12 protein-coding genes are annotated in these 23,205 nt (G+C 36.6%); 7 read left to right on the forward strand and 5 right to left on the reverse strand.

Translation table 11 applies throughout. The features are described from left to right. The first annotated feature begins 372 nt into the window (after window positions 1-372). The 6 genes from Q0L68_RS02760 (at window position 373) to Q0L68_RS02785 (ending at window position 13,218) form a co-directional block, all read left to right on the forward strand. Window positions 373-3,690 carry a SusC/RagA family TonB-linked outer membrane protein gene (locus tag Q0L68_RS02760; protein ID WP_296699039.1) on the forward strand — a complete coding sequence of 1,106 codons (3,318 nt, stop codon included), beginning with the start codon at window positions 373-375 and terminating at the stop codon, window positions 3,688-3,690. Window positions 3,691-3,721: 31 nt separating this feature from the next. Further along, window positions 3,722-5,305: a SusD/RagB family nutrient-binding outer membrane lipoprotein gene (locus Q0L68_RS02765; RefSeq protein WP_296699040.1), complete on the forward strand. Its 1,584-nt coding sequence runs from the start codon at window positions 3,722-3,724 to the stop codon at window positions 5,303-5,305. A 412-nt stretch (window positions 5,306-5,717) separates the two neighbouring features. Further along, window positions 5,718-8,783, forward strand: coding sequence for a SusC/RagA family TonB-linked outer membrane protein (locus Q0L68_RS02770; protein ID WP_296699044.1), 3,066 nt, complete (start codon window positions 5,718-5,720; stop codon window positions 8,781-8,783). Window positions 8,784-8,785: 2 nt separating this feature from the next. Beyond that, window positions 8,786-10,384, forward strand: coding sequence for a SusD/RagB family nutrient-binding outer membrane lipoprotein (locus Q0L68_RS02775; RefSeq protein WP_296699046.1), 1,599 nt, complete (start codon window positions 8,786-8,788; stop codon window positions 10,382-10,384). Window positions 10,385-10,500: 116 nt separating this feature from the next. Beyond that, the gene (locus Q0L68_RS02780) at window positions 10,501-11,352 is read left to right on the forward strand and encodes an ROK family protein (protein WP_296699048.1); all 852 of its coding nucleotides are present in this window, start codon (window positions 10,501-10,503) and stop codon (window positions 11,350-11,352) included. Between the two features lie 6 nt (window positions 11,353-11,358). After that, window positions 11,359-13,218, forward strand: coding sequence for an FAD-dependent oxidoreductase (locus Q0L68_RS02785; protein WP_296699050.1), 1,860 nt, complete (start codon window positions 11,359-11,361; stop codon window positions 13,216-13,218). A gap of 9 nt (window positions 13,219-13,227) precedes the next feature. Here the strand turns inward: Q0L68_RS02785 and Q0L68_RS02790 are convergent, their stop codons facing one another. From Q0L68_RS02790 to Q0L68_RS02805, 4 genes are read right to left on the reverse strand one after another with little or no spacing between them, the layout of a single operon-like run. Next, on the reverse strand, window positions 13,228-14,673 hold the full coding sequence (locus Q0L68_RS02790; protein WP_296699051.1) for a sulfatase: 1,446 nt from the start codon (window positions 14,671-14,673) through the stop codon (window positions 13,228-13,230). A gap of 28 nt (window positions 14,674-14,701) precedes the next feature. Then, window positions 14,702-16,036, reverse strand: a complete 1,335-nt coding sequence (locus Q0L68_RS02795) for a vanadium-dependent haloperoxidase (protein ID WP_296699054.1) — start codon at window positions 16,034-16,036, stop codon at window positions 14,702-14,704. After that, window positions 16,033-19,320 carry a VCBS repeat-containing protein gene (locus Q0L68_RS02800; RefSeq protein WP_296699057.1) on the reverse strand — a complete coding sequence of 1,096 codons (3,288 nt, stop codon included), beginning with the start codon at window positions 19,318-19,320 and terminating at the stop codon, window positions 16,033-16,035. The genes Q0L68_RS02795 and Q0L68_RS02800 overlap by 4 nt, the downstream gene beginning before the upstream one ends. Window positions 19,321-19,340: 20 nt before the next feature. Next, window positions 19,341-20,588 carry an ROK family protein gene (locus Q0L68_RS02805; protein ID WP_296699058.1) on the reverse strand — a complete coding sequence of 416 codons (1,248 nt, stop codon included), beginning with the start codon at window positions 20,586-20,588 and terminating at the stop codon, window positions 19,341-19,343. Between the two features lie 212 nt (window positions 20,589-20,800). Here Q0L68_RS02805 and Q0L68_RS02810 point away from each other — a divergent pair, with 212 nt between their 5' ends. Then, window positions 20,801-21,319, forward strand: coding sequence for a phosphoheptose isomerase (locus Q0L68_RS02810; protein WP_366938339.1), 519 nt, complete (start codon window positions 20,801-20,803; stop codon window positions 21,317-21,319). Between the two features lie 272 nt (window positions 21,320-21,591). Here Q0L68_RS02810 and Q0L68_RS02815 read toward each other — a convergent pair whose 3' ends face one another. Then, complete coding sequence (locus tag Q0L68_RS02815; protein WP_296699062.1) at window positions 21,592-23,157, reverse strand: toxin-antitoxin system YwqK family antitoxin; 1,566 nt, start codon at window positions 23,155-23,157, stop codon at window positions 21,592-21,594. Between the last annotated feature and the right edge of the window lie 48 nt (window positions 23,158-23,205).

The following is a 23,205-nucleotide window of genomic DNA, read 5'->3' on the forward strand; positions in this document are numbered from 1 at the left end:
TCTAAGAATAAAATTTATTAACTGTTATCAAATTAGAATTAAATTTTATTTATGGTAGGTATCAATAAACAAAATATTGTATAGGAGCTCGGCTAGATGTTTAAAATAAATTTAATCTTGAATAACTTTTTTAAAAAATTTATTGATTTAACCTGATTATAGTAAAAAATATTATAAAATTGTTTTGAATGGATTATGAAATTTTTAGATTTACCGAATAGACTTGTGGCTACTGCAGTTTTTTATTTGTAAATGACACAGTTTCAGGCTTTTCGATAATTAATTTTTCTTAGGTCCAAAAAATATTATTGTTGAAAGTCTAACACCAGTCAATCTATAACTCATTTAATTTCTAATCATTAATTACTTGCTATGAGAAAAGTTTTATCAATTGCTTTCGCTCTGGTTTTGGTCTTAAGTGCCTCGATTGTGGCACAAGGTCAAACAAGGATTTTGAAAGGAGTTGTGACCGCATCACCGAATATGGAACCAATGCCGGGGGTCACAGTTTTGGACAAAGCCAACCAGACGGGAACCACCACTAATATAGATGGTGAGTATTCCATTTCAGTTAGACCAAATTCAGTTTTGGTGTTCTCTTTTATTGGTTATGCATCTCAAGAAGTTGAGGTGGGAAATCAGTCAGAAATCAATATTAATCTTGTTGAAGATGCCAGCGAACTTTCTGAGTTTGTGGTAACAGCTTTTGGTATGGACAAGAAAGAGAAGTCGTTAGGTTATGCTACTAGTATTATCAAGGGAGATGAATTAATTAAAGTTGGTAATCCTAACGTGGCATCAGCACTTTATGGAAAAGCTCCAGGTGTTAGAATACAAACGGGTGCAGGTGGAGCTACTTCGGCGGTAAACATTCAGATTCGAGGTATTAATTCAATTACTGGTAAAAATCAGCCATTGATCGTTTTGGATGGTGTTCCGATTCGAAATGAAGAAGTAACTAATAATAATTATTGGGGTGATCAGAGATTGAGAGGAAATGGTTTGCTGGATATCAATCCTGCAGATATTGATAATATTTCTATCTTGAAAGGCGCTTCAGCTGCAGCACTTTATGGATCAGAAGCAGTAAATGGTGTCGTTTTGATAACCACTAAAAAAGGAACTGCTAGCCAAAAAGGAATGCAAGTAGATTTTAATACCAATTTTTCTATTGATGAAATCGCCTATTTACCTAGATACCAGAATGTGAGAGGCCCAGGTATGCCTTCTCATATCCAAAACTTAGGTCAAGCAGAAGATGGTTTTAATTATACTCAGGATGGTATCCGAACAGTGCCAAATACTACTACAAATTATGGTCCTAAATTCGATGGTAAGCCAATGCAGGCTTGGGACGGGATATCTAGACCTTATGTAGCACAGGAGGATAACTACGCAGCACTTTTCAATAACCCGATAAGTTCTCAAGTGAACGTGGCGATTTCTAATGCGACTGATAAATCTAACTTCCGCCTTTCATTGACTCGTCAGGACAATGAGGCCTTGAGTTTGAATTCAAAAAACAGCAAGAACATTGTGAACTTAAATGCGAGCTACAATGTAAATCCAAGATTGAAAACTGATTTGATGATTAATTATATCAATCAGAATACTAAAAACAGGCCTTATTCTATCGACCGGATGATCAATAACTTCGGTGGAATGATGACACGATTCGATAACGGAGAATGGTATTTAGATAAGTACCAGACCTCTAGAGGATATAGATTTGTAACAGGAAACGGACAAAGTTTAACGCCTGATGAAAACATTACAGGAAATGGTTTTAGAGGAGATATTGCAGATTATGTTTGGAGAGTAAATAAAAATTTATCCTCTGAAGTTAGTAATCGTGTGATAGGTAGTTTGACAAATCACTTTCAGATCACAGATGATTTAAATCTTAGAGCGAGAATTTCTACAGACTTCACAAATAGATATTCTGAGTTCAGTAATTATTCTACTAGACCATTAGCTTTTGGCCCATCTGGTGCTTTTGGGATGAATACTGAATTGTTCAGCATTCTTTATGGTGATGTGATGCTTAATTACTCCAAAAAGATTACTGAGGAAATCACGATTAGTGCAATGGCTGGTTATACAGCAAGAAAGGAAAGTTTCAGTAATGTAGGCAGAAGTACAAACGGAGGTTTGAGTACAGAAAACCTATTTGATATCGTTGCCTCTACAAATATTCCTAATTCTAGTTCAGACAGATCTTATAGAGTTATTGATGCGTTTTTGGGAACTCTAAATTTCGATTATAAGAATGTTTGGTTTGTAGAAGGTACTATTCGTAGAGATCGAATTTCGACGATGAATCCTAATAACAATGCTTTTGTTTACCCTTCGGTAAATACAAGTTTTGCAATCTCTGATGCTGTTACTTTGCCAGAGTTTATTACTTTCTCCAAGCTTAGAGGTTCTTGGGGTATTGTAGGAAACTACCCTGATATTTATAGAGCAAATATTGCATACTCTCAAAATTCTTTGGGTGTGCAGCAACCAGGAGGTTCCAATGTACTTTATACTACCTTACCTTCTGCATTTGGAAATGATGGAATCAAACCAGAGCAAAAGCATGAATTTGAATTTGGATTGGATACTAGATTCTTTAACAATCGTTTCGGTTTAGATATTTCTTATTACAATGCTCAGATCAGAGATCAAATCCTGCCTTTAACATTGCCTACTTCATCAGGTGCTTCTTCAGTTTTGACCAATATTGGTACACTTAGAAATACAGGGGTTGAACTATCGTTGAAGGGAGCTATTGTGCAAAGCCCTAATTTTTCTTGGAATATGACATTAAATGTTGCCAAGAATGTGAATAAAGTTGAAAAGCTCGCAAACAATGCTACTGAGCTACTTCATGCAGATTATGATGGAAATGCTGCACAGCTTCGTTCAGTTGTTGGTAGACCAATGGGCGACTTTTATGCAAGACCAATCGCAACAGATGCAAATGGGGATAAAATTGTACAGCCAAATGGTCTATACAAAATTGACGACCAGAATTGGATTCAAGTAGGTAATGCCATGCCTGATGCAGTTGGTGGATTTATTAATGAATTATCCTACAAGAATTTTTCTCTATCGGCAGTTGTAGACTTCCAGATTGGTGGAAGTGTGATGCCTACGGGTATCAATTGGATGAAAAGCCGTGGTTTGACTGAGGAAAGTTTGAATTTTATGGATGAGGCAAGCGGTGGATTAGCCTATTACATTAATGCTGATGGGCAGGGTATTCAGATAGATCATTCAGCAGGACAAGGACCAAATGGTGAGACAGTTTACCACGATGGTATGTTGATGGATGGAGTTGTTGCAGATGGTTCTCCGAATTCTAATGTGATTTCTCAGGCTTATTACTATTGGAATACTTATAACTGGGGAGGACCTCAGTATAGCCAGTCAAGATATGAGCTATACATCCAAGATAACGATTACATTAAAATGAGAGAATTGTCATTGGCATACACTATTCCAAATCGCATTACTTCTAAGATTGGAGCTTCTAATGTAAACATCTCAGTATATGGTAGAAACTTGTTCTTCTTTTATAGAAACATAAAGGATTTAGATCCTGAAGTTTTAACTGGAGGTTCTAGATGGACACAGACGTTGACAAGTGCTGGTACAAACCCTGCGACAAGAACAATGGGTGTCATGTTAAGAGCTAGATTCTAAATAGTTGTTTCAAGATCAAAACATAATTAAGATGAATTTTAAGAAAATATTTATATATGGATTACTGATCAGCGGCTTGGCCAGCTGTACAGTAGAGGATTTTGAAGAGAACTATACAGATCCTTCAAAACTTTCCGAAACAACGGTAGGAAAGCAGTTTACTGGAATGATTTTTACAAATCGCCAGTCCGTTTTGCCTTCGTATTGGGATTACTTTGTAATTAAAAGAATCACAACCAATAGATTTACTCAAGCTGTTGGCTGGGTAAATGTTGAAAATCAGTATGTTCCAGGATCAGCAGCGGTTAACGATAGATGGAATAACTATTACAACTTCATGGCTCAATATCGTGAGCTTCAAAAAGTTTATGATGGTTTATCGGATTTGCAAAAAACTGATAACCGTATTTACATGATTGCTGCAGCTACCTATTTCTATGATCATACGCAACAAGTAGTAGATTTTCATGGAGATATTCCTTGGAGTGAGGCAGGAATGCTTAGTATCAATGGTGGTGATTACACAAAATCATATGCGGGGTATGACACTGCTACTGAAATCTATACCAAAATGCTGGATGATTTGGCCGGGTTTGCTGATGAACTTCAAACTTTAACTATCAATCCTGCTGTGCAGGTTGAGTTTCAGACGCAAGATTTGATAAACCGTGGAGATATTACGATGTGGTTGAAATATATCAATTCATTGAGATTGAGAATGCTTACCAGAGTAAGCGGTACAAGTGAGTTGGGAGCAAGAGCTAAAACAGAAATCAATTCCATTTTATCAAATCCAGGGAAATATCCTATTGTTAGTGATAATGAAAGCAATATCCTTTGGAATATTTATTCCTTAGGAACACTTCTTCCTGCTAATAATTTCCAGAGTGGCCTTGAAGATTGGGATGGCAATCTCGCCGGAAAAGATATTTTGGATCATATGGTAAACAATGAGGATCCAAGATTGACATATGTTTTCCAACCTGGAGTTAATGCTGAGGGAGAATTTATGGGGCTTGACCCTTTGATGAATCCAACTGATCAGAATGCTTTGGTACTAACTCAAACGTTGAGTACATATAACTTTTCTACTATTAGTAGAAACCAGTTTTTCCCAGGGGTACTGATTACATCTGCTGAAGTTCATTTAATGGCTGCTGAGTTTTATTTAAAAGAGAATCAAGATGACATGGCTAAAATGCATTTTGAGGAGGCTATTAAAAAGTCTATTGGTTTCTATGAGTATTTGAGAAGTATCAGTAATAACACTGAGTCAGGTGACCCAGTGATACCTACCGATGAATCAATTGATAATTATTTGTCAATGGATGGAGTTTCATGGGATGCGGCATCCAGTATGGATGAAAAGTTGACATTGATCGCCGAGCAAAAATGGCTTCACTTTAATGTTGTTCAGCCAAATGAAAGCTGGCATGAAGTAAGAAGATTGAATAAACTGGATTTAAAATTCTGGGAGGATAACTCCAATCAACAAAGCTTGCCACCTGCTAGATGGACGTATCCAGGCTCAGAGCAGACTTACAATACAGAGAATTATTCTACTGTACAGGCAGACGATAAATTGGGTAATAAGATTTTTTGGGATATGAATTGATGGTTCCAAAAATCTAATCATTAAAAACCTCTCAATTTTTGAGAGGTTTTTTTAGTTTAAATTCCTTGAATTTGCTAATCATTAAGTGAATAAAATTTGGTTGTATAATTATAAAACAAAATATAAATTGGTTATTAAATTAATTCACTGTTTACTTTTTGAAAAAAATTACTTAATTACATAATATTTTATTTAAAATATTATGTAATTGTTTTTTTATCTTTTTTAAAATATTTAGATTTACTAAAGAGGTCTGAATACGAATGACTTTTATCAATCCTTTATTGTAAAGAGTTCATTTACAGTTTTTTTCATTCTTCCCATTCAATTTTATCAAGTTGTTTTGTATGTATTGAAAGAGCTTAAAGGCCAAAATTAAATTTTAATTATTTCTAACCATTAATTACCAACTATGAAGAAAATTTTATCAATTACTTTCACTTTGGTTTTGACGCTGGGGGCGATAGCCTTTGCTCAAGGTCAAAGTAGGGTCTTGAGAGGAGTTGTGACAGCATCCCCGGATGGGCTTCCCATGCCAGGAGTCACAATTCTTGACAAGAGTAATCAGACGGGTACGACCACCAATGTGGATGGAGAGTATTCGATTTCTGTAGGGCCAAATTCAGTTTTGGTGTTTTCATTTATCGGTTATGCTACCCAAGAGATTTCTGTAGGAAACAGAACCGAGCTAAATGTTAATCTGGAAGAGGATGCTAGTGAACTTTCTGAAGTTGTTGTTACTGCTTTAGGTATCAGTAAAGAGAAAGAGAAACTTGGTTATTCTGTAACAGAGGTAAATAGCGAATCTATCAATAAAGCACGTGAAACAAACGTGGCAAATTCTTTGGCTGGCCGAGTAGCTGGTTTAGTTGTAAAAGGAACTAATAGTGGCCCTGGCGGAACTTCAAAAATCACTTTGAGAGGTTTGCCAAGTATTAGTGGAACAGGTTCTCCATTATACATTATCAACGGTATTCCTATGGATAACTCCCAGAGAGGTTCAGCCGGTCAATGGGGTGGTAGTGATAACGGTGATGGTATTGGTAACTTGAGCCCTGATGATATTGAAACTATGACCGTATTGAAAGGTCAGGCTGCTTCTGCACTTTATGGTTCAAGAGCTTCAAATGGTGTTATTTTGATAACCACTAAAAAAGGTTCAAAAGGCAGTGATTGGAGTTTAAATTATAATTTGAACTACATGGTTGAAAATCCCGTAGATTTCACGGATTTTCAACAAGAATATGGTCAAGGAGTAGGAGGAATTAAACCTACTACTGCCACTGATGCCCAAACAACAGGAAGATTTGCTTGGGGTGCCAAGATGGATGGTAGTTCTGTAATTGGTTTTGATGGAAATCAATATCCTTATTCTCCAACCAATGACGGATATCTTGATTTTTACAGAACTGGCTCGAATTTCACTAATACTGTTTCTGTTGCGAAAGGTCTTGGTGATGATGGATCATTCAGATTATCTCTTTCTAATCTGAATTCTAAGTCTATCGTTCCAAATAGTGATGTAGACAGATTAAGTATCAACTTGAATGTAGAACAAAATATTACAGATAAGTTGAATGTAACGGCCATGATTAATTACATAGATCAGCAGTCAACAAATATCCCTTTCTTAAGTGACGGGCCTAAAAATCCAAATAACTTCTTATTCCTTGCTCCAAATATTAGCCAAAGCATTTTTGCTCCTGGTTATGATGAGTTAACTGGAGCCGAGACGGTATTCAGTGATGATATCTATGTGACAAACCCATATTTTATTGTTAACCAGGGGATAAATGATCGGGGAAGAAAGCGAACTATTTCAGCAATTTCAACCAAGTATAGCTTTACTAAAGACATTTATGCAATGGTTAGAATGGGTAATGACGTTTCTAATGATGATTTTTACAGCATTGACCCTACTGGCTTGGCATATTCCGCAAACTTGAAAGGAAACTTGAATGGAAGGGGACAATCAACAACTTCAGAATTTAACTTAGATGGTATTTTAGGGGCAAGAATTGATTTGACTGAAGATATCGAGCTAGATGCCCTTGCTGGTGTGAACATGAGAAATAATAAGTTCGAATCAGTAGGTGTAGGAGGAAGCAGATTCGTTCTTCCATATTTATATTCACCATTTAACGTGGAGAACTTTTCACGTTCTTATTCTTACAATGAGCGTGAAGTACATTCTGCCTACTATTCATTTGGATTCGGATTCAAAGATTTCTTAACATTAACTACAACAGGTAGATATGATGTTTACAGTACTTTACCGACGAATAACAATAGTATTTTCTCACCTTCTATAGCTGCTGCATTTGTATTCGATCAATTAATTAACATTCCAGCACTTGATTTCGGTAAATTGAGAGCTTCTTATGCTGTTACCAGTGGTGAACCATTTGCTGCTTATCAAAGTACTTTCTACTATAATTCAGCAAATTCTTATAATGGAGTTCCAGCAGGATCTTCTCCTTTATCTTTGCCAAATCTTTCTTTGAAACCATTTACGACCGACGAATATGAGTTTGGTCTTGATTTGAGTTTCTTCAATAACAGATTAGCATTTGATATAGCTTATTATAAGAAGACAACAAATAACGAAATCATGAATGCTAATTACAGTATTACTTCTGGTTTCAATAGCGCTGTAGTTGCAACTGGATCTACAAGTAATAAGGGTCTTGAAGTTTTAATTACTGGTAAGCCTATCCAAACTCCAGAATTTACTTGGACCTCATCTTTCAACCTATCAAGTGTTAAAAATTTGGTTGTAAGTACAGACCCTAATAATAATCCTATAAACTTAGGTCAAACAAGAGGTACTTTGGGTAATGCTATCACTGCGTATGTAGTTGGAGAAGCTGGGCCTCAAATTAGAGCCTATGACTATGCTTACAACAGTGATGGGAGCATTATGGTAAATGAAGCAGGTTTACCTGTTAGGGGCGAGCTTATTAATATGGGATCTGTTTTACCAACACTTTATGGAGGTTGGAATAACGAATTCAATTATAAAGGTGTCTCATTCTCTTTCTTAATTGACTATAGTTATGGAAACAAAGTACTTTCTGCCACTGAGTTTTATTCAATTTTCAGAGGAATGAATCAAATGACTCTTGAAGGTAGGGAGTCTGGTGTTACTAATGGTGGAGTTACTGCTCCTGCTGAGGATTATTACAGAGCCTTAGCTCAAAATGTAACTAGTACCAGTGTGGTAGACGGGGACTTTATTAAGTTGAGGCAAATGACCCTAGGTTATTCTTTGCCTGCACAATGGTTTGGAAATAATCCAGTTTTGAAAGGTTTGGATATCTCATTAGTAGCAAGAAACTTAGCCATATTAATGCGTAAAGCAGATAATATAGATCCAGAGGCTAGCTTTGGTTCAAATATTAACTACACTGGTATAGAAGGTACTAGTTTACCTAGTACGAGATCTTTCGGGTTTAACCTTAATTTCAAATTAAACTAATCATGAAAAAATATATTAGCATATTTCTTACCGGTATATTTCTAGTCGTAGCAGGCTGTGATGGTGACTTTGAGGAGATCAACACAGACCCTAACCGAGCTGATGGGAGTGTATTCGATCCAAATTTAATTTTGCCGACCGTATCTTATAATTACGGTAATATGATGACAGGATATTCTGGAGCGATACTTTTTCAAAGTATGTGGATTCAGGCTATGGCTTCAACTTCTACCGGCGGAGCAAACTACTATTCCAATGCGGATAAATACGTAGCATCTGGAAGTACGAATAGTTACATTCAAAACGTATGGGGTGCAGGATTTTCAGGAGCATCTAGAGTTTATCAAATGCAAAGTTTAGCCGAAGAAAAAGGCTTCACAAATTTATATGCAGTTGGTGAAATTTTTAAAGTGCTTACTCTTTCTTTTGTTTCCGATATTTATGGAGATATCCCATATTCTGAAGCATTATTAGCAGAAGAAGGAATTACCCAGCCAAAGTATGATTCTCAGTCTGAACTATATATGGCTATGCTTTCTGATCTAGAAACTGCTCTAGGATCAATTAACGATTCTGCAGATCCAGTAAGGAATGACGTTCTATATGGAGGCGACCTTTCTAAATGGAGAAAATTAGGTTATTCTTTAATGCTTCGTATGGCAATGAGATTAGTAGAAGTAGATCCTTCTACGGCTCAGTCTTATGTTCAAAAAGCAGTTGCTGGAGGAGTTTTTAGCTCTGTTGCAGATGAAGCTGTCTTAGTTTCGGATCAAGGAAATGGTTATGCAAACTCAAGTGCCAATGCATTGAATGTAACGGACGATGTATATGAAGTTCGTTGGTCAGCTAAGATGATTGATTTCTTAAAATCAAACGATGATCCTAGATTGCCTATAATTGCTGAAGTTCCACCAGCCGGACTTTCAGCTAATCGTGATGGTAATGTTGTCGGAGATAATGATCCAAGTATTCAAATCGGTTTACCAAATGGTTTTGACTTGAAAGGTGGAGAAACAGATATTACCAAATCTGCAAATTATCCAGGACCTACCGGGACAGGTGGTGATTTAGCTCCAATTGGTGCCTATTCTAGACCCACAGCTATTTACAGAGATAGAAATGCTCCTGTATTTATTCTTACTTATGCGGAAGTTCAGTTCTTGCTAGCAGATGCAGCCACAAGAGGTTATTCAGTTCCAGGTTCAGCTTCAGCATATTATGCTAATGGTTTGACTGGTGCTATGGTATCTTTAGGCAAATTTGGTGGCGGAAGTATTTCAGCAGGAGATGCTGCTGATTTCGCTGCCGAGAATCCATTGGATACAAGCAGTGAAGCTAGTGCTTTAAAAATGATTAATGAGCAAATCTGGGCTGCCACCGGATTGTTTGCTAATTTTGTTGAGTCTTGGAATAATTGGAAGAGAACTGGTTATCCTGAATTAACTCCAGTTAAATACACTGGTAATTTCTCAGGTGGACAAATTCCAAGAAGACAGCCTTACCCTGCTTCTGAAAGTACAACTAACCCTGAAAGTTTAGCCAATGCTATTTCAAATATGGGTGGTGATACTTGGGTAAATAAAGTTTGGTGGGATAATTAATATTTCATAAAAAATATTTATACATTTTAGAAAGAGGTTTTGATTAAGTTCAAAGCCTCTTTCTTTTTAATTTATATTAGATTTATGAAAATTGTGATTAGTTCAATTCAGAATAAATGTTGATTGGAGTAGATATAGGAGGTTCTCATATTTCCGCTGCCAATGTGCAGTTGGAAAATGGAGATGCAAATGTTTCAAATTTTCAAGAAGCAATCGTCGATACTTTTAACAATAGGGAATCGATTATAGAGGCTTGGTCGAAAGTTATTTTAGAAGTCTCTGACAATTCAAATCATATCAAAGTAGGAATAGCAATGCCTGGACCTTATGACTATGAAAATGGTATTTCTTTAATAAAGAATCAGGGGAAAATGGCTTCTCTTTACCAACTATCTGTCAAAGAACTGCTTTCCGAAAGATTAGGAATTCCTACTTTAAATATTGTTTTTACGAATGATGCAGAAGCTTTTTTAGCAGGTGAAAGTTATGCTGGTTCCGGTAGAGATTTTCAAAACTCTTTAGGAATTACATTAGGTACCGGTTTAGGATCTGCAATTAAAATTCATGAGGTTATAAAAGATGGAAAGCTTTGGACAGCACCATTTCGGGATGGAATTGCGGAGGATTATTTGGGTACGGCTTGGTTTAAGAAATATGCTAAACAGGAATTTGGTATTGAGATTTCTGGAGTAAAAGATCTTATTGACCCGGACTTTGATGGAGCTGTTTCTACTCGGATTTTCAAGTCATTTGGAAGGGCCTTGGGAGAATTTCTTTTCCCCTATTTGATTCGACTACACTCAGAAGGAGTAGTGTTAGGAGGTAAAATCAGTTTGGCTTCCGAATATTATTTACCAACAACAAAGTCCTATTTGGAAATGATGGGCTATCCTGTTTCTTTCAAAATATCTGAATTGGGAGAAAGATCAGCTTTGGTCGGGGCTTGCTTGCCATTCATTTCAAACTAGAAAAAAGTGAAAATTACGAAGCTTATAATTTTATTGAATTTAATCTTTCTTTCAAGTGTCCAGCTTGTTTTTGCTCAGACTTCATACGATTTGATTATAGTTGGTGGAGGAGCAAGTGGTACTGCCGCAGGAATTTCTGCAGGAAGATTAGGTATGAAAACGTTAATAATAGAATCCACGCCTTGGCTAGGAGGAATGCTGACTTCAGCAGGAGTATCTGCAATAGACGGAAATCATCGCTTGCCTTCCGGCATATGGGGAGAATTTAAATCTCAATTGGAAGAGTATTATGGAGGCCCAGAAAAACTTTCAACAGGATGGGTGAGCAATACACTTTTTGAACCTAAAGTAGGAAACGAGATTCTACAGAAAATGGCCGCTTCGGTTGATAATTTGACGGTAACTTTTGAAAGTGATTGGAAAACTGCTGATTATTCCCAAAAGCTTTGGACAGTTACTTTTATGAAAAACGGAGAGTCTTTTACAGTTAAAGCTCCAATGCTCATTGATGCCACAGAACTTGGTGATGTTGCAGCAGCTCAGGGTTTACCCTATCGATTAGGAATGGATGCCAGAGATGAAATAGGAGAAAGCTTTGCACCTGAAGAAAGTAATTCTATCATTCAGGACCTGACCTATGTGGTAACCCTTCAGGATTATGGAAAAGGGGTTGATAAAACTATTCCTGAACCTGCCAACTATGATCCTACAGAGTTTGCCTGTGCTTGTGCACATGCCGACCCCATTTCAGAGAATGATCCTACGCTCGATTGTGATAAGATGATCAGCTACGGTAAGCTTCCAAATGGTAAATACATGATCAATTGGCCGAATTGCGGCAATGATTACTTTTTGAATCTCATAGAAATGAAACCGGAAGAGCGAACACTTGCTCAAGAGGATGCAAAACAAGCTACGTTACGATTCACCTATTATATCCAGCATGAACTAGGCTATGCGCATTTAGGAGTTGCGGAAGATGAATACCCAACAGAAGATAATCTTCCAATGATACCCTATCATCGTGAATCGAGGAGGTATGAAGGTTTGGTTGATTTCACCTTACCCTATGTGAGAACTCCTTATGAGGCTCCAAATCCTATGTATCGAACAGGTATTGCAGTTGGTGATTACACGATTGATCATCACCATAAAAAGAACTTAGAAGCACCCGCCATTGATTTTATTAAGATTCGGATTCCTTCTTACAATGTTCCTTTGGGGGCTTTGATCCCAAAAGATCATCCTGCGCTGATACTTGCTGAGAAAAGTATCTCTGTTTCTAATATCGTGAATGGAGCCAGTCGACTTCAGCCTGTTGTTTTGGGGATTGGTCATGCAGCAGGGGTTCTGGCTGTCGTTGCGGTGAAAGAAAAGAAAGAACTGCAGGAGATATCGATTCGTGAAGTTCAGTCTCTGTTATTGGCTCAAAATGCCTATATCATGCCTTTTCTAGATATGAATCCTCGAGACAATCATTTTAAAGCCATGCAGAAAATAGGAGCGACAGGCATATTGAAAGGGGAGGGGGTTCCTTATCTCTGGGCAAATCAAACCTGGTTTTATCCGGATCGATTGGTGACAGAATTTGAATTGATCGATGGTTTGAGACCTCTTTATTTGGAGCTTAAAGACTATTGGGGAGCCTCAGGAGATTATTTAACTGGAGCAAGAATCCAGCAATTGATAGAAATCGTCAAGCCAAATACGCCTTTATTGGAAATCGCTCAAGCTTGGAAAAGAAAAGGCTTAGATGGTAACTTTACCACAGAAGCCAAACTCAATAGACTGCAGGTTTCGGTACTTTTGGATGAGTTGCTAGATCCTTTTTCAAAGGAAGTGGGCTGGGAAGGGAATTTTAGATAAAAATAATTTTTACTCATCGATTCTCCCATGCTTTCTCAAACCAGTTCCGTCTGACTCTGTTAATGCATCTCCCATATCTGCTCTTGCCTGATCCGCCAATTGATTCATTATAGCAACTATTTCAGGATTGTTTTCAGCAATATCGGTTGTTTCATTGGGATCGGAAGAAAGATCGAAAAGTTCTGCTTTTTCCAAGTTAAGCATGTGATATTTTACTGGAATTCCATCATTTCTCAAGAGTGTTCCTTCTGGAATACTTCGATATTTATGTGGTAAGACCATCTTCCATTTACCATAAATTACTGCCTGTAATTCATTCCTATTATAGTAAGCATAATAGGCTTTTGGCTCCATTTCTTTCCCTTCTAAAATTGGTAGAATACTTCTGCCATCAATTGGTAAATCCGGAAGTTTTGAGTTTGTTATGTCAGCTAAAGTTGGAAGTATGTCGATCGTCATAGCAGCTTGGTCTTCCACCTTTCCTGCAGGAAAATGATCTGGCCAAACGAATATTCCAGGCTCTCTGATTCCTCCATCCCAAGAAGTGCCTTTCCCTTCTTTCAATCCACCTGTTAAACCGGCATGACCTCCGTAAGATAACCAAGGGCCATTGTCAGAAGTGAAAATTATAATCGTGTTCTCCGAAAGACCCAATTCTTCCAACTTTGCTCTTACTTGTCCTACAGACCAATCCACTTCCATCATGACATCTCCATAAAGACCTTGCTCGGATTTCCCTTTAAACTTATCCGAAACAAATAATGGAACATGTGTCATACTATGTGCAAAATATAGGAAAAAAGGAGCGTCTTTACTTTTTTCAATAAACTTGATCGCCTCTTCCGTATAATTTGTGGTTAGCATACTTTGATCATCAAGCGTATCAATAATAGCTGCATTTCGGTACAAAGGAAGTGGAGGGTAATAGTCCTTAACTTCTGGGTGATGAGGCCACATATCATTGGAATAGGGTAGACCATACCAAAAATTAAAGCCTTGTTCAGTAGGTAAGAAGGAAGGTTGGTCACCTAAATGCCATTTCCCAACCATCCCCGTTGCATAACCGTTAGCCTTAAGCATTTCAGCGATAGTAGTTTCCTCAGGATTTAATCCATGAGTTGCCGTATGATCCAAGGCTCCAAAAATCTCTAATCGATTAGCATAGGTACCTGTTAAAAGAGCAGCTCTTGATGCGGAACAAACCGCATGAGGAACGTAAAACTGAGTGAACCGAACGCCATCAGCTGCCAATTGATCCAAGTTTGGAGTTTTCCACTCGGTAGCTCCATAGACACCCAAGTCGCCATACCCCATGTCATCTGCAAAAATTAAAACAATATTTGGTTTTGAAGTTGCTTCAGAAATTTCAGACTCAGTTGATTTAGTTTGACAAGACGTAAAGCCAATTAATATTGAAAGAAATGAAAAAAGATAAATTGACTGATTGAATCGCATAACTTAGTTTTTTTCTAGTTCTGTAGTATTAATTAGTAGTTCCTACTTTTGACCAAATCATATCACCGATTTGCTCTCCCTGTTTAACACCTTCTTCGATGGCATCTCTAAAGTGAATCCCTCCATAAAGTCTTGAAATCGCGGCTTCTTCTGAAGCAAGTAAAAAGGACTTAAAAGATCTTTCCGGCAGTCCAAAATAGGTTTCTGAACTATCAATAAATTCGAAATTATCCCCGAAATATCCAGTCAAAACTACAGCCGAAGCCCTGCTTATAACAGAATGACCAGAAGTGTATTCAGGAAAAGGAGGAGTTTGCAAAAGTGGTTTCCAGCGCTGATCCATCTTTTGATTGATTACTGTTTCAGGACGGATCCTATCCGTATCATATTTTGCTTTCCAGCAGGAAATAAAAGCGTCATGTAGGGTAAGTCCCACTAAGGCATGAACATAGGCCGTTTCGGCGAAAGAAAGATTAGCCTTTTGCGCAGCAATTCCAGTAATTCCAATCCAATGTCCACCGGGTGAAATCTTCTTAACTCCTATGGCCATATGGCCGGAAAACTCCACTTTGAAAGGATTGCAATCCCAGAAATTGGCAATTAATTTCCTTTCCTCATTTAGTTCATTGGTCGTATTATAAACTTCCATTAACTGTTTATGGAAAGAGCTGCCTTCTTTCATATCAAAAGGTGCCATTGGAGCGGGATCAAAATCATCTAAGTTTTCGATAAAAAATGGTTTGATGGTTTTCCACTCAGGTTCTACAGCAGCAATATAAGCAGGTGGGGTGGGGTACCAAAAACCTTCTCCCTTTTGAGGGGTATAGCGAGTCAAAGTTGATAGTTGAAGGTATCCGTCTTTTTTGGCAACCTCCATTACTTTAGTCGCTACTTCTGTTGCAAAGTCAATATGGGATTGAAGTGTTTTTTTTCGAATGATTTTATCTTTTAAAGCCTTTTCAATCCATTCCTTTTGCTTTTCTTCCAATAAGTAACCAGAGGGCATAATAGCCTGTCCAACTTTTAACATAGCCAAAATCCCCACAAATTCAGGTGAGGTTACGGGATTGTTTTCTATGTTCCATTCATAATTTTTAAGATAGGAAGTTTCTATTATGTCCTCATACCTAAAAATTGAACCTTGACTTTTCATTACCAGATAAGAAGCCAAGTTGGAATAAGCATAAATTCTAGCAGCCACAGGAGGGCTTGCTACATCGGTGACCATGACCTCAGTTATATGAAAAAGTTCTTCAGCATAAATTTTTGACCAATTAGGCTCTTCAGAATTACCTAATTCAGTATTAATGGGGATTATACCGATTAAAGAAAGAATAAGAGATATTTTAATCAATAAATTCATTTGATTTGAAAGCTTTGCAATGCCTGCTGATTGATTCCAAATAGGATTTGTGTTGCAGAAGGGGTTTTAATAGGTAAGATTGATTTTATATCTCCCTTGATAGCAAGGCCAGATTCAATTGGCGAAATTGCTTCAAAGTTACCTTTTCCGTCTCCCAACATTACCAATCCTAAACCAGCATCTATTTTACCAATACGGATTCTTGAATAAGTTTGATTTCCACCAAAAATTAAATCCAGATTTCCATCTCCGTTTAAATCAATAGGTAGAATTGCAAATACGGGAAATGACTGTGCTAGTTTAGGTAAGGATTTTACTTTGAACCCACTCTCTGTATTTTCTAAATAAATAGATTCTAGGGTATTTGCTTCAAGCATTTGGGCATTTTCTAGCTCCTTTGTTGTAAAAAGATCATGCATTGTGGCAGTAGAATAAGAAGCATAATCTGTAAACTTACTTCTCATACTGACCATTTGATCTAAGAGTTCATCCCTACTTGGGAAGGGATACATTTTGTCACCTACAAAACATTCTAATATTGGATCTATCGAACCATTTTGATCAAAATCTGAGGCATATAGCCGAAGCACTTTTTCTTCACTAACTTCAAATTGGGAGTTTAGACCAAAGTTACCCGCGACTAAGTCCATATCCCCATCTCCGTCCATATCAGCTTTAGCGAGACTTCCCCACCATCCGGATAATTCAGTTTCAAAAAATGATAATGTCTGATTTTCAAAACCAGAACCAGTATTAATCAGAGTTGTAATTGGTAAAAATTCACCTGCAAGAATTAAATCCATTTTACCATCTTGATTAAGATCAATTTGTTCAGAAGAAGTGATCAAACCAATTTTTCCTTCGTTTGGCAAATATTCTAATGATGCATCAGTAAAGTTACCTTGTCCATCATTAATCAGAATTTTACTTTCAGGAATAATGGGGTATTTACCAGGAATTAATCTTGCTCCTACGAAAAGATCCAAATTCCCATCTCCATTTACATCAATCGCTTGAGCTGTACCTGTGCTGAATTTATAATCTGGAAAGGAAACCTGTTTAGTTAATTTGCCATTACCATCATTTAAATACAAACGATCTTGAAGAGCTTCATCTGAACCTATATAATCATGATATCCACCACTTCCGATAAATAGATCTTGCATACCATCCCCATTAAAATCCGCAAAAATGGCTACAGCATCGGTATACTCAGGAGTACTCCGAAAACCTGAATTCAAGTTCCAGTTATCGTTATTTAGGGAGTAAACTTTACCAGTTTGCCCTTTTGTTCCTCCAATATAAACCTCGGGATTTCCATCATTATTTAAATCTCCCTGAGCTAAAATTGGGCTGATATAGCTCGGCATAGTTACCAATAAAGGTTGCCTTTTAAAGTCATTGAACTCATTGGGAATTGGGGTAAGTTCAGGAGCGAAATCACTTTTATTTAATAGCGGTGCCGGCTTTGATAAAGATTGAGAACTAGTTGTACTTTCTTTTTGAATTCTGAGATGCTGATTACCAGGGATGTTTTCAAGAAATTGCAAGGTGCCATCAGGCCATATTACCTTAATTGAAGGGATAGTGCTGATATCATCTAGTCCAAATTGAAGTCTAGGACTTACGGAGGATTGAAAACCTCTTACGGTTTGTGCTTCTAAGATTTGATTTTCCCAGCCGGTAAATACTTCTACGATCGCTCCAATTGCATAAGTATTTGGGGAATTGTCTTTGAGAGAAATCTGTAGCCAGTTCTTGGGACTAGTATTGTTTTTATAAATTGATGCGAGATCATTCAGATTGTTTACAACTAAATCTAAATCTCCATCATTATCCAAATCCGCATAAGCAGCTCCACTTGAAAATCCTTTTTCATTGAATCCCCAGTCTTTACTTCGATCTGTAAATTCTAAATTTCCTTTATTTTCAAAAATGTAATTAGAAATAGGAGTAGAGCTCATGCTGGTGACAAGCGATAAAGTATCTGCCTTTTCATTGGCAACGGCCTGTTTAAAGTAGTAATCACCTTTATATTTCAGGAAATCTCTATTAGTGTAATCACGGAAATAACCATTAGTAATGAATAGATCTTTTTTACCATTATTGGTTGCATCAAAAAACAAAGCCGACCAACTCCAGTCAGTATTTGAAATATTTGCCATTTGGGCTATTTCTGTAAAATTCCCATCACCTAGATTTAATTGAAGCATGTTTCGCATGTTCTGATGATGGAACCCCTCTTTTATCATTAAGGCATATTGTTCGTAGTTTTCTGGACCATAGAGTAGTTTTTGTCTCTCATTATCCTCAGGTAGCATATCGAGAGTGTAGATATCTAAATTTCCATCATTATTGATGTCTGAGATATCTGACCCCATGGAAAAATGGGATATATGCTGAAAATATTCAGGCATCTGATCTAAAAAGGTTCCATCTTTTTGGTTGATATAAACATAATCTGGCTCTATGTAATCATTTGTAACTAATAAATCGAGCCAACCATCCTGATTGATATCTGAGGCTATCACAGATAACCCAAATCCTAAAGCAGATCCTTTAATACCTGCTTGCTGGCTGATATCGACAAATTTTCCACCATCATTTCTATATAGCTTATCACCGGCATAGGGGTGCCGAATATTTTTTACATCACTAAATTCGAGTTCATTAATGACTTCTATGTTATGATTCAGAAGAAACATATCAAGGTCTCCATCTTTGTCAAAATCAAAAAATAATGACTGAGTACTGTTGGATTTATCATCCAATCCATATACTGAGGCTTCTTCAGAGAAAGAGAAATTGCCATTATTTATCCAAAGTTCATTCCCCCGTTTATCAGGTTCTCCTTTTCCTGAATAGCAAACGTAAATATCGAGTAAGCCATCACCGTTGATATCAGCCATTGTAACCCCTGTAGTCCAAACGTCTTTTCCGGCTAATCCAGAACTTTTTGTTTTATCCTCAAATTTCCAGTTCCCTAAATTTTTATAGATTTTATTTGATTCCAAATTTGCTGTAAAAAACAAATCTTCCAGACCGTCATTATCAAGATCTCCTACCGCAACACCTCCTCCATTATAAAAATATTCGTAGCGGAGAATATTGTTTTTTTCATCTTCTTTTAATTGATTCTTAAAAGTTATACCGGACTTTCTATTTGAGATTTTTTCAAAAGAAGTTGAAGAAGCACTTTGTGCTAGGAGGTTGTTTTTTTGATTAAAAAAAAGAGAAAACCCTAAAACAAATAAAATTGTCTTGGGCCTTAATAAGGAATTCATGGTTTTAGTTTTGAAGATGGTTAGCTCAATCTGTTTATCACATCTTCAAACAGCTTTTCGTTAACGACGGCAACTCCACCTAAAAGTCCTACATCTTCACCTAGTTGGTAAAGTGCCAGTTCTGACTTTTCACGGGATTTTGCCATGCTATAAATATTTAATGCTTGTTGAATTGGCGTAATTAAATATTGATTTGCCTCCGCTACCGATCCTCCAATGATTATTAACTCTGGGTTTAAAAGCTGAATAAGAATAGAAATACCTCTTCCAAGGTCAAGTCCTGCTTCTGATAGAATGGTGATAGCCCTTTGGTCTCCGGCAAGCGCAGCCTCAACTACAAGAGCTGGTTCAAGGTCACCTTGATGATCCCTAACCATTCTTGCTAAAATACTATCCTTATCAAGTTTAATGGCATCTTCTGCCATTCTCACGATTGCTGTTCCAGAAGCGACTGCCTCTAAGCATCCTTTCTTTCCGCAAGTACAGGTTACATCTCTAGATTCGAAAATAGGAGAGTGAGAAAATTCACCGGCAAAACCTGAAGCACCTTGATATATTTTACCGTCTATGATTATCCCAAGACCGATTCCCCATCCAACAAATATGCCGAGAACATTTTTGTGAGAATGATCAGATCCAAATTTGAATTCGGCCAAAGTCATTGCTCGGGCATCATTTTCCAAGAATATTTTTTTAGAAAAACGAGCTTCTAAATTTTCTAGTAATGATTTTTTACCAAACCTCAAATAAGTATAATTTACCCCTCCAATTGAATCTAACAAACCAGGCATAGATATGCCAATTGCAATGATTTTTTCGGAGTTAATGCCGGAGTTTAGAAGATATGTATCGATTAGATCACATAATTGATCAAATGTTTCTTTTTCGTTGTTTAAAATAATTTTATGACTCTCTTTTTGATAAGCTATTGTTTGATTGCAAGAGTATAAAGCGAGATTAGCCTGAAATCTTGATAAGTCAACAGATAAAACATAGAATGCATCTTCTGCTAGTCGGTATAAGTCAGGTTTTCTTCCACCTTGAGACTCAGCTCTTCCATGCTTTATTACTTCACCTGAAGTCATCAGGTCTCCAAGCAAAGCATTGACAGTTGGAAGTGAAATTCCCACTTCAGAGCAAATCTCGCTAGCCGTATTCGCACCCTTCAGATACAAATTCTTGATAATTTTTATTTTGTTTAAGTAGCTCTTGATCTCGACGACACCGTCCATCTTATCAATTACTTCTTGGGGGTTAATTAGATGCATAAGTCAAAATTATCTTTCAATTAAAGTATTTTTTAAGTTTTAAAAAAGTACTTTTTTAAAAAAATATATAAACCTAATCGGAAACTCTGTTGAATTAGAGATTTATTGAATGAATAAAATGAATTCCCCAAAAGATTTAGGGAAAAGGAAGTGAAGATATATTTCTAAGTGTTGATATTTCATTATTTTTAGCGGAATTAAATTTAAAAATGATGAAAATTAAATTTTTGCCTGAGCTTTCAAAATCTGATGTTTTTAAAGAGGTTGAAGAATACTTGAATGAGGAGGGATTCGGGATTACTAAAATTGATCAGTCACGCCCATGGGGAGGTTTTTTTGTTCTTGATGAAAATCAAATATTAAAATTTAAAGAAAAATTCTTTGCCGATGTTGATTTGTCAAAATCTCAATTGGAACAAAAATTATCACCTAAACTTTTGTTGGTAGCACCAGATGCGCGGCTTTCCTGGCAATATCATTTTAGAAGAGCTGAACTTTGGAAATTGATTGCAGGGGAATCAGCAATCGTTAGAAGTGCATCTGACGATCAAGGTCCAACAATACCAATGAATTTAGGGGAAACGGTTTCATTGGAAAAGGGCGAACGTCATAGACTGGTAGGAACAAAATCCTGGGGTATAGTAGCTGAAATTTGGATGCATTCCGATCCAGAAAATCCATCAAATGAAGAGGATATTGTGAGGTTAGAGGACGACTATTCCAGGTCATGAAAAAAGCCCGGAAAAACCGGGCTAAAAAATATTGACAAATAAGTCCGTAGCTCAATCACCCTTAAAATAAACTAATACAGTTGAAAAAATCTGTCTAGCGGACAAGATTAAATAGTTACTGAATTTAAGATAAATATCTGAAAATTAAAATATTGTGTATAAAAAACATTTTAATTAATTCGGAAAATTCAAAATTAACCTTGATTCATATTTGTTAATCGGGAAATCGATTGATTTGAATTTTGAGTTTGTTTAGTTTTTAAGTTTTTATTTTAAAATCTTATCCCTTCAATTTCCTCTTCAACTATTTCATCATCTTTGTATTTAATGAGGTCCTCGAGTCTTCCAGAAGGGTTGTAATATCTCCACAAACCATCTTTTTTCCCTTCTATCATATTGCCTTCAGAAGCTTTCCTTCCATTTTCATGGTAAAAAATCCATAAACCCTCAGCTTTTCCTGATTTGTAATTCCCCTCAGATTCTTTTTTTCCAGTTACGTAATAGGTAATTCTAGTTCCGTCTCCATCTTTCAACGTCCCTTTATCATAGTTTTCTGTCCCATCAAAAGAGTTATAAGAGCCTACATTCATCAATTTTCCCGAATCCCAGAATTCTTCTTGGGTTAGAGTTTTGTTATCGTAAAAAAGACCCCATACTCCGTCTTCCTGTCCTAATTTATAACTTCCGACTGATTTGAGTTGACCACCATCATAATAGTAAAACCATTGTCCAACCTCCAATCCTAAATTGAATTCACCTTCAGCGATAAGGATACCGATTTTGTTAAAGTATTTCCAATTTCCCGTTTTTAAATCGTTTCGATACTCACCGATTGAATAGATCTCACCATCGGGAAAGAAACTTTTCCATAGCCCTGTTTTCATTCCGGACTTATACATTCCTGATACAGAAAGATCCCCTGTACTATGATATTCTACATATTCGCCTTCAGGAACCCCTAATTCGTATGTTTGCCTTTTTGAAAGGTCCTTATTAGGAAAATATTCTTCCCAAGTACCTTCAGCGATTCCATTTTCATACTTTTCGATTCTAGCTAAACGTCCGTTTTCATAGTAATAACTCCAAGTACCAGTTTTTTTACCGGTGTCATCATAAATTTCTTCAGCTTCAATTCTTTGATTCTCGGGAAAATATCTTTTCCATACCCCAACTTTATTTCCATTTGAATATTTACCTTCTTCTATCGGCCTATTCGGATAAAAGTATCTTTTGAATTCTCCATCTAATTGTCCGTTTTTATAAGTTGTTTCAATTAATAAAATTCCTTCTGGATCATATTCCAAATAAGGCCCTTCTCGCTTATTTTCTGTGAAGTATTCTACAATTGCAGGCTCTCCAAATTCATGATAGGTTACCCATTGTCCGGTTTTCAAGCCATTTTCATAGGTCCCTTCACGTTTAATTTGTTTAGGACGAATATATTCTGGGTTACCTGTTATCCCATAATATTCAATAAATTGTCCTACTAGTAAACTATCCTGAAAAATCATCTCACTTATTAATGCTCCATCCAAATCATAGATTTGAGTTGGTCCAAAAAGTTTTCCGTTTTTATATTCAGCAACTACTTTTTTTTGACCTCTTGCACTATAGGTTGCCCAACTTCCATCTTTCAATCCATTTTGAAAAACTCCTTCCGAAATTAAATTATTCGTTTTTGGGTTGTAATATTTCCAAAGCCCTTCCTTAATACCTCCCTCCAATAATCCAGTCGCCATAATTGATGAATCAGGACTATAAATTTTTACTACAGAAGATTGTTGGGCAAAAAGAGATGATGAATACAAAATCACACCTAATAGCAGGATATATTTCATAGAGATACTATTCTTTCAAGTGAATAGATGATAAACGATTTTGACATA

Origin of the sequence: Algoriphagus sp., assembly GCF_024642405.1 — a bacterium.
Taxonomy (GTDB): Bacteria; Bacteroidota; Bacteroidia; order Cytophagales; family Cyclobacteriaceae; genus Algoriphagus.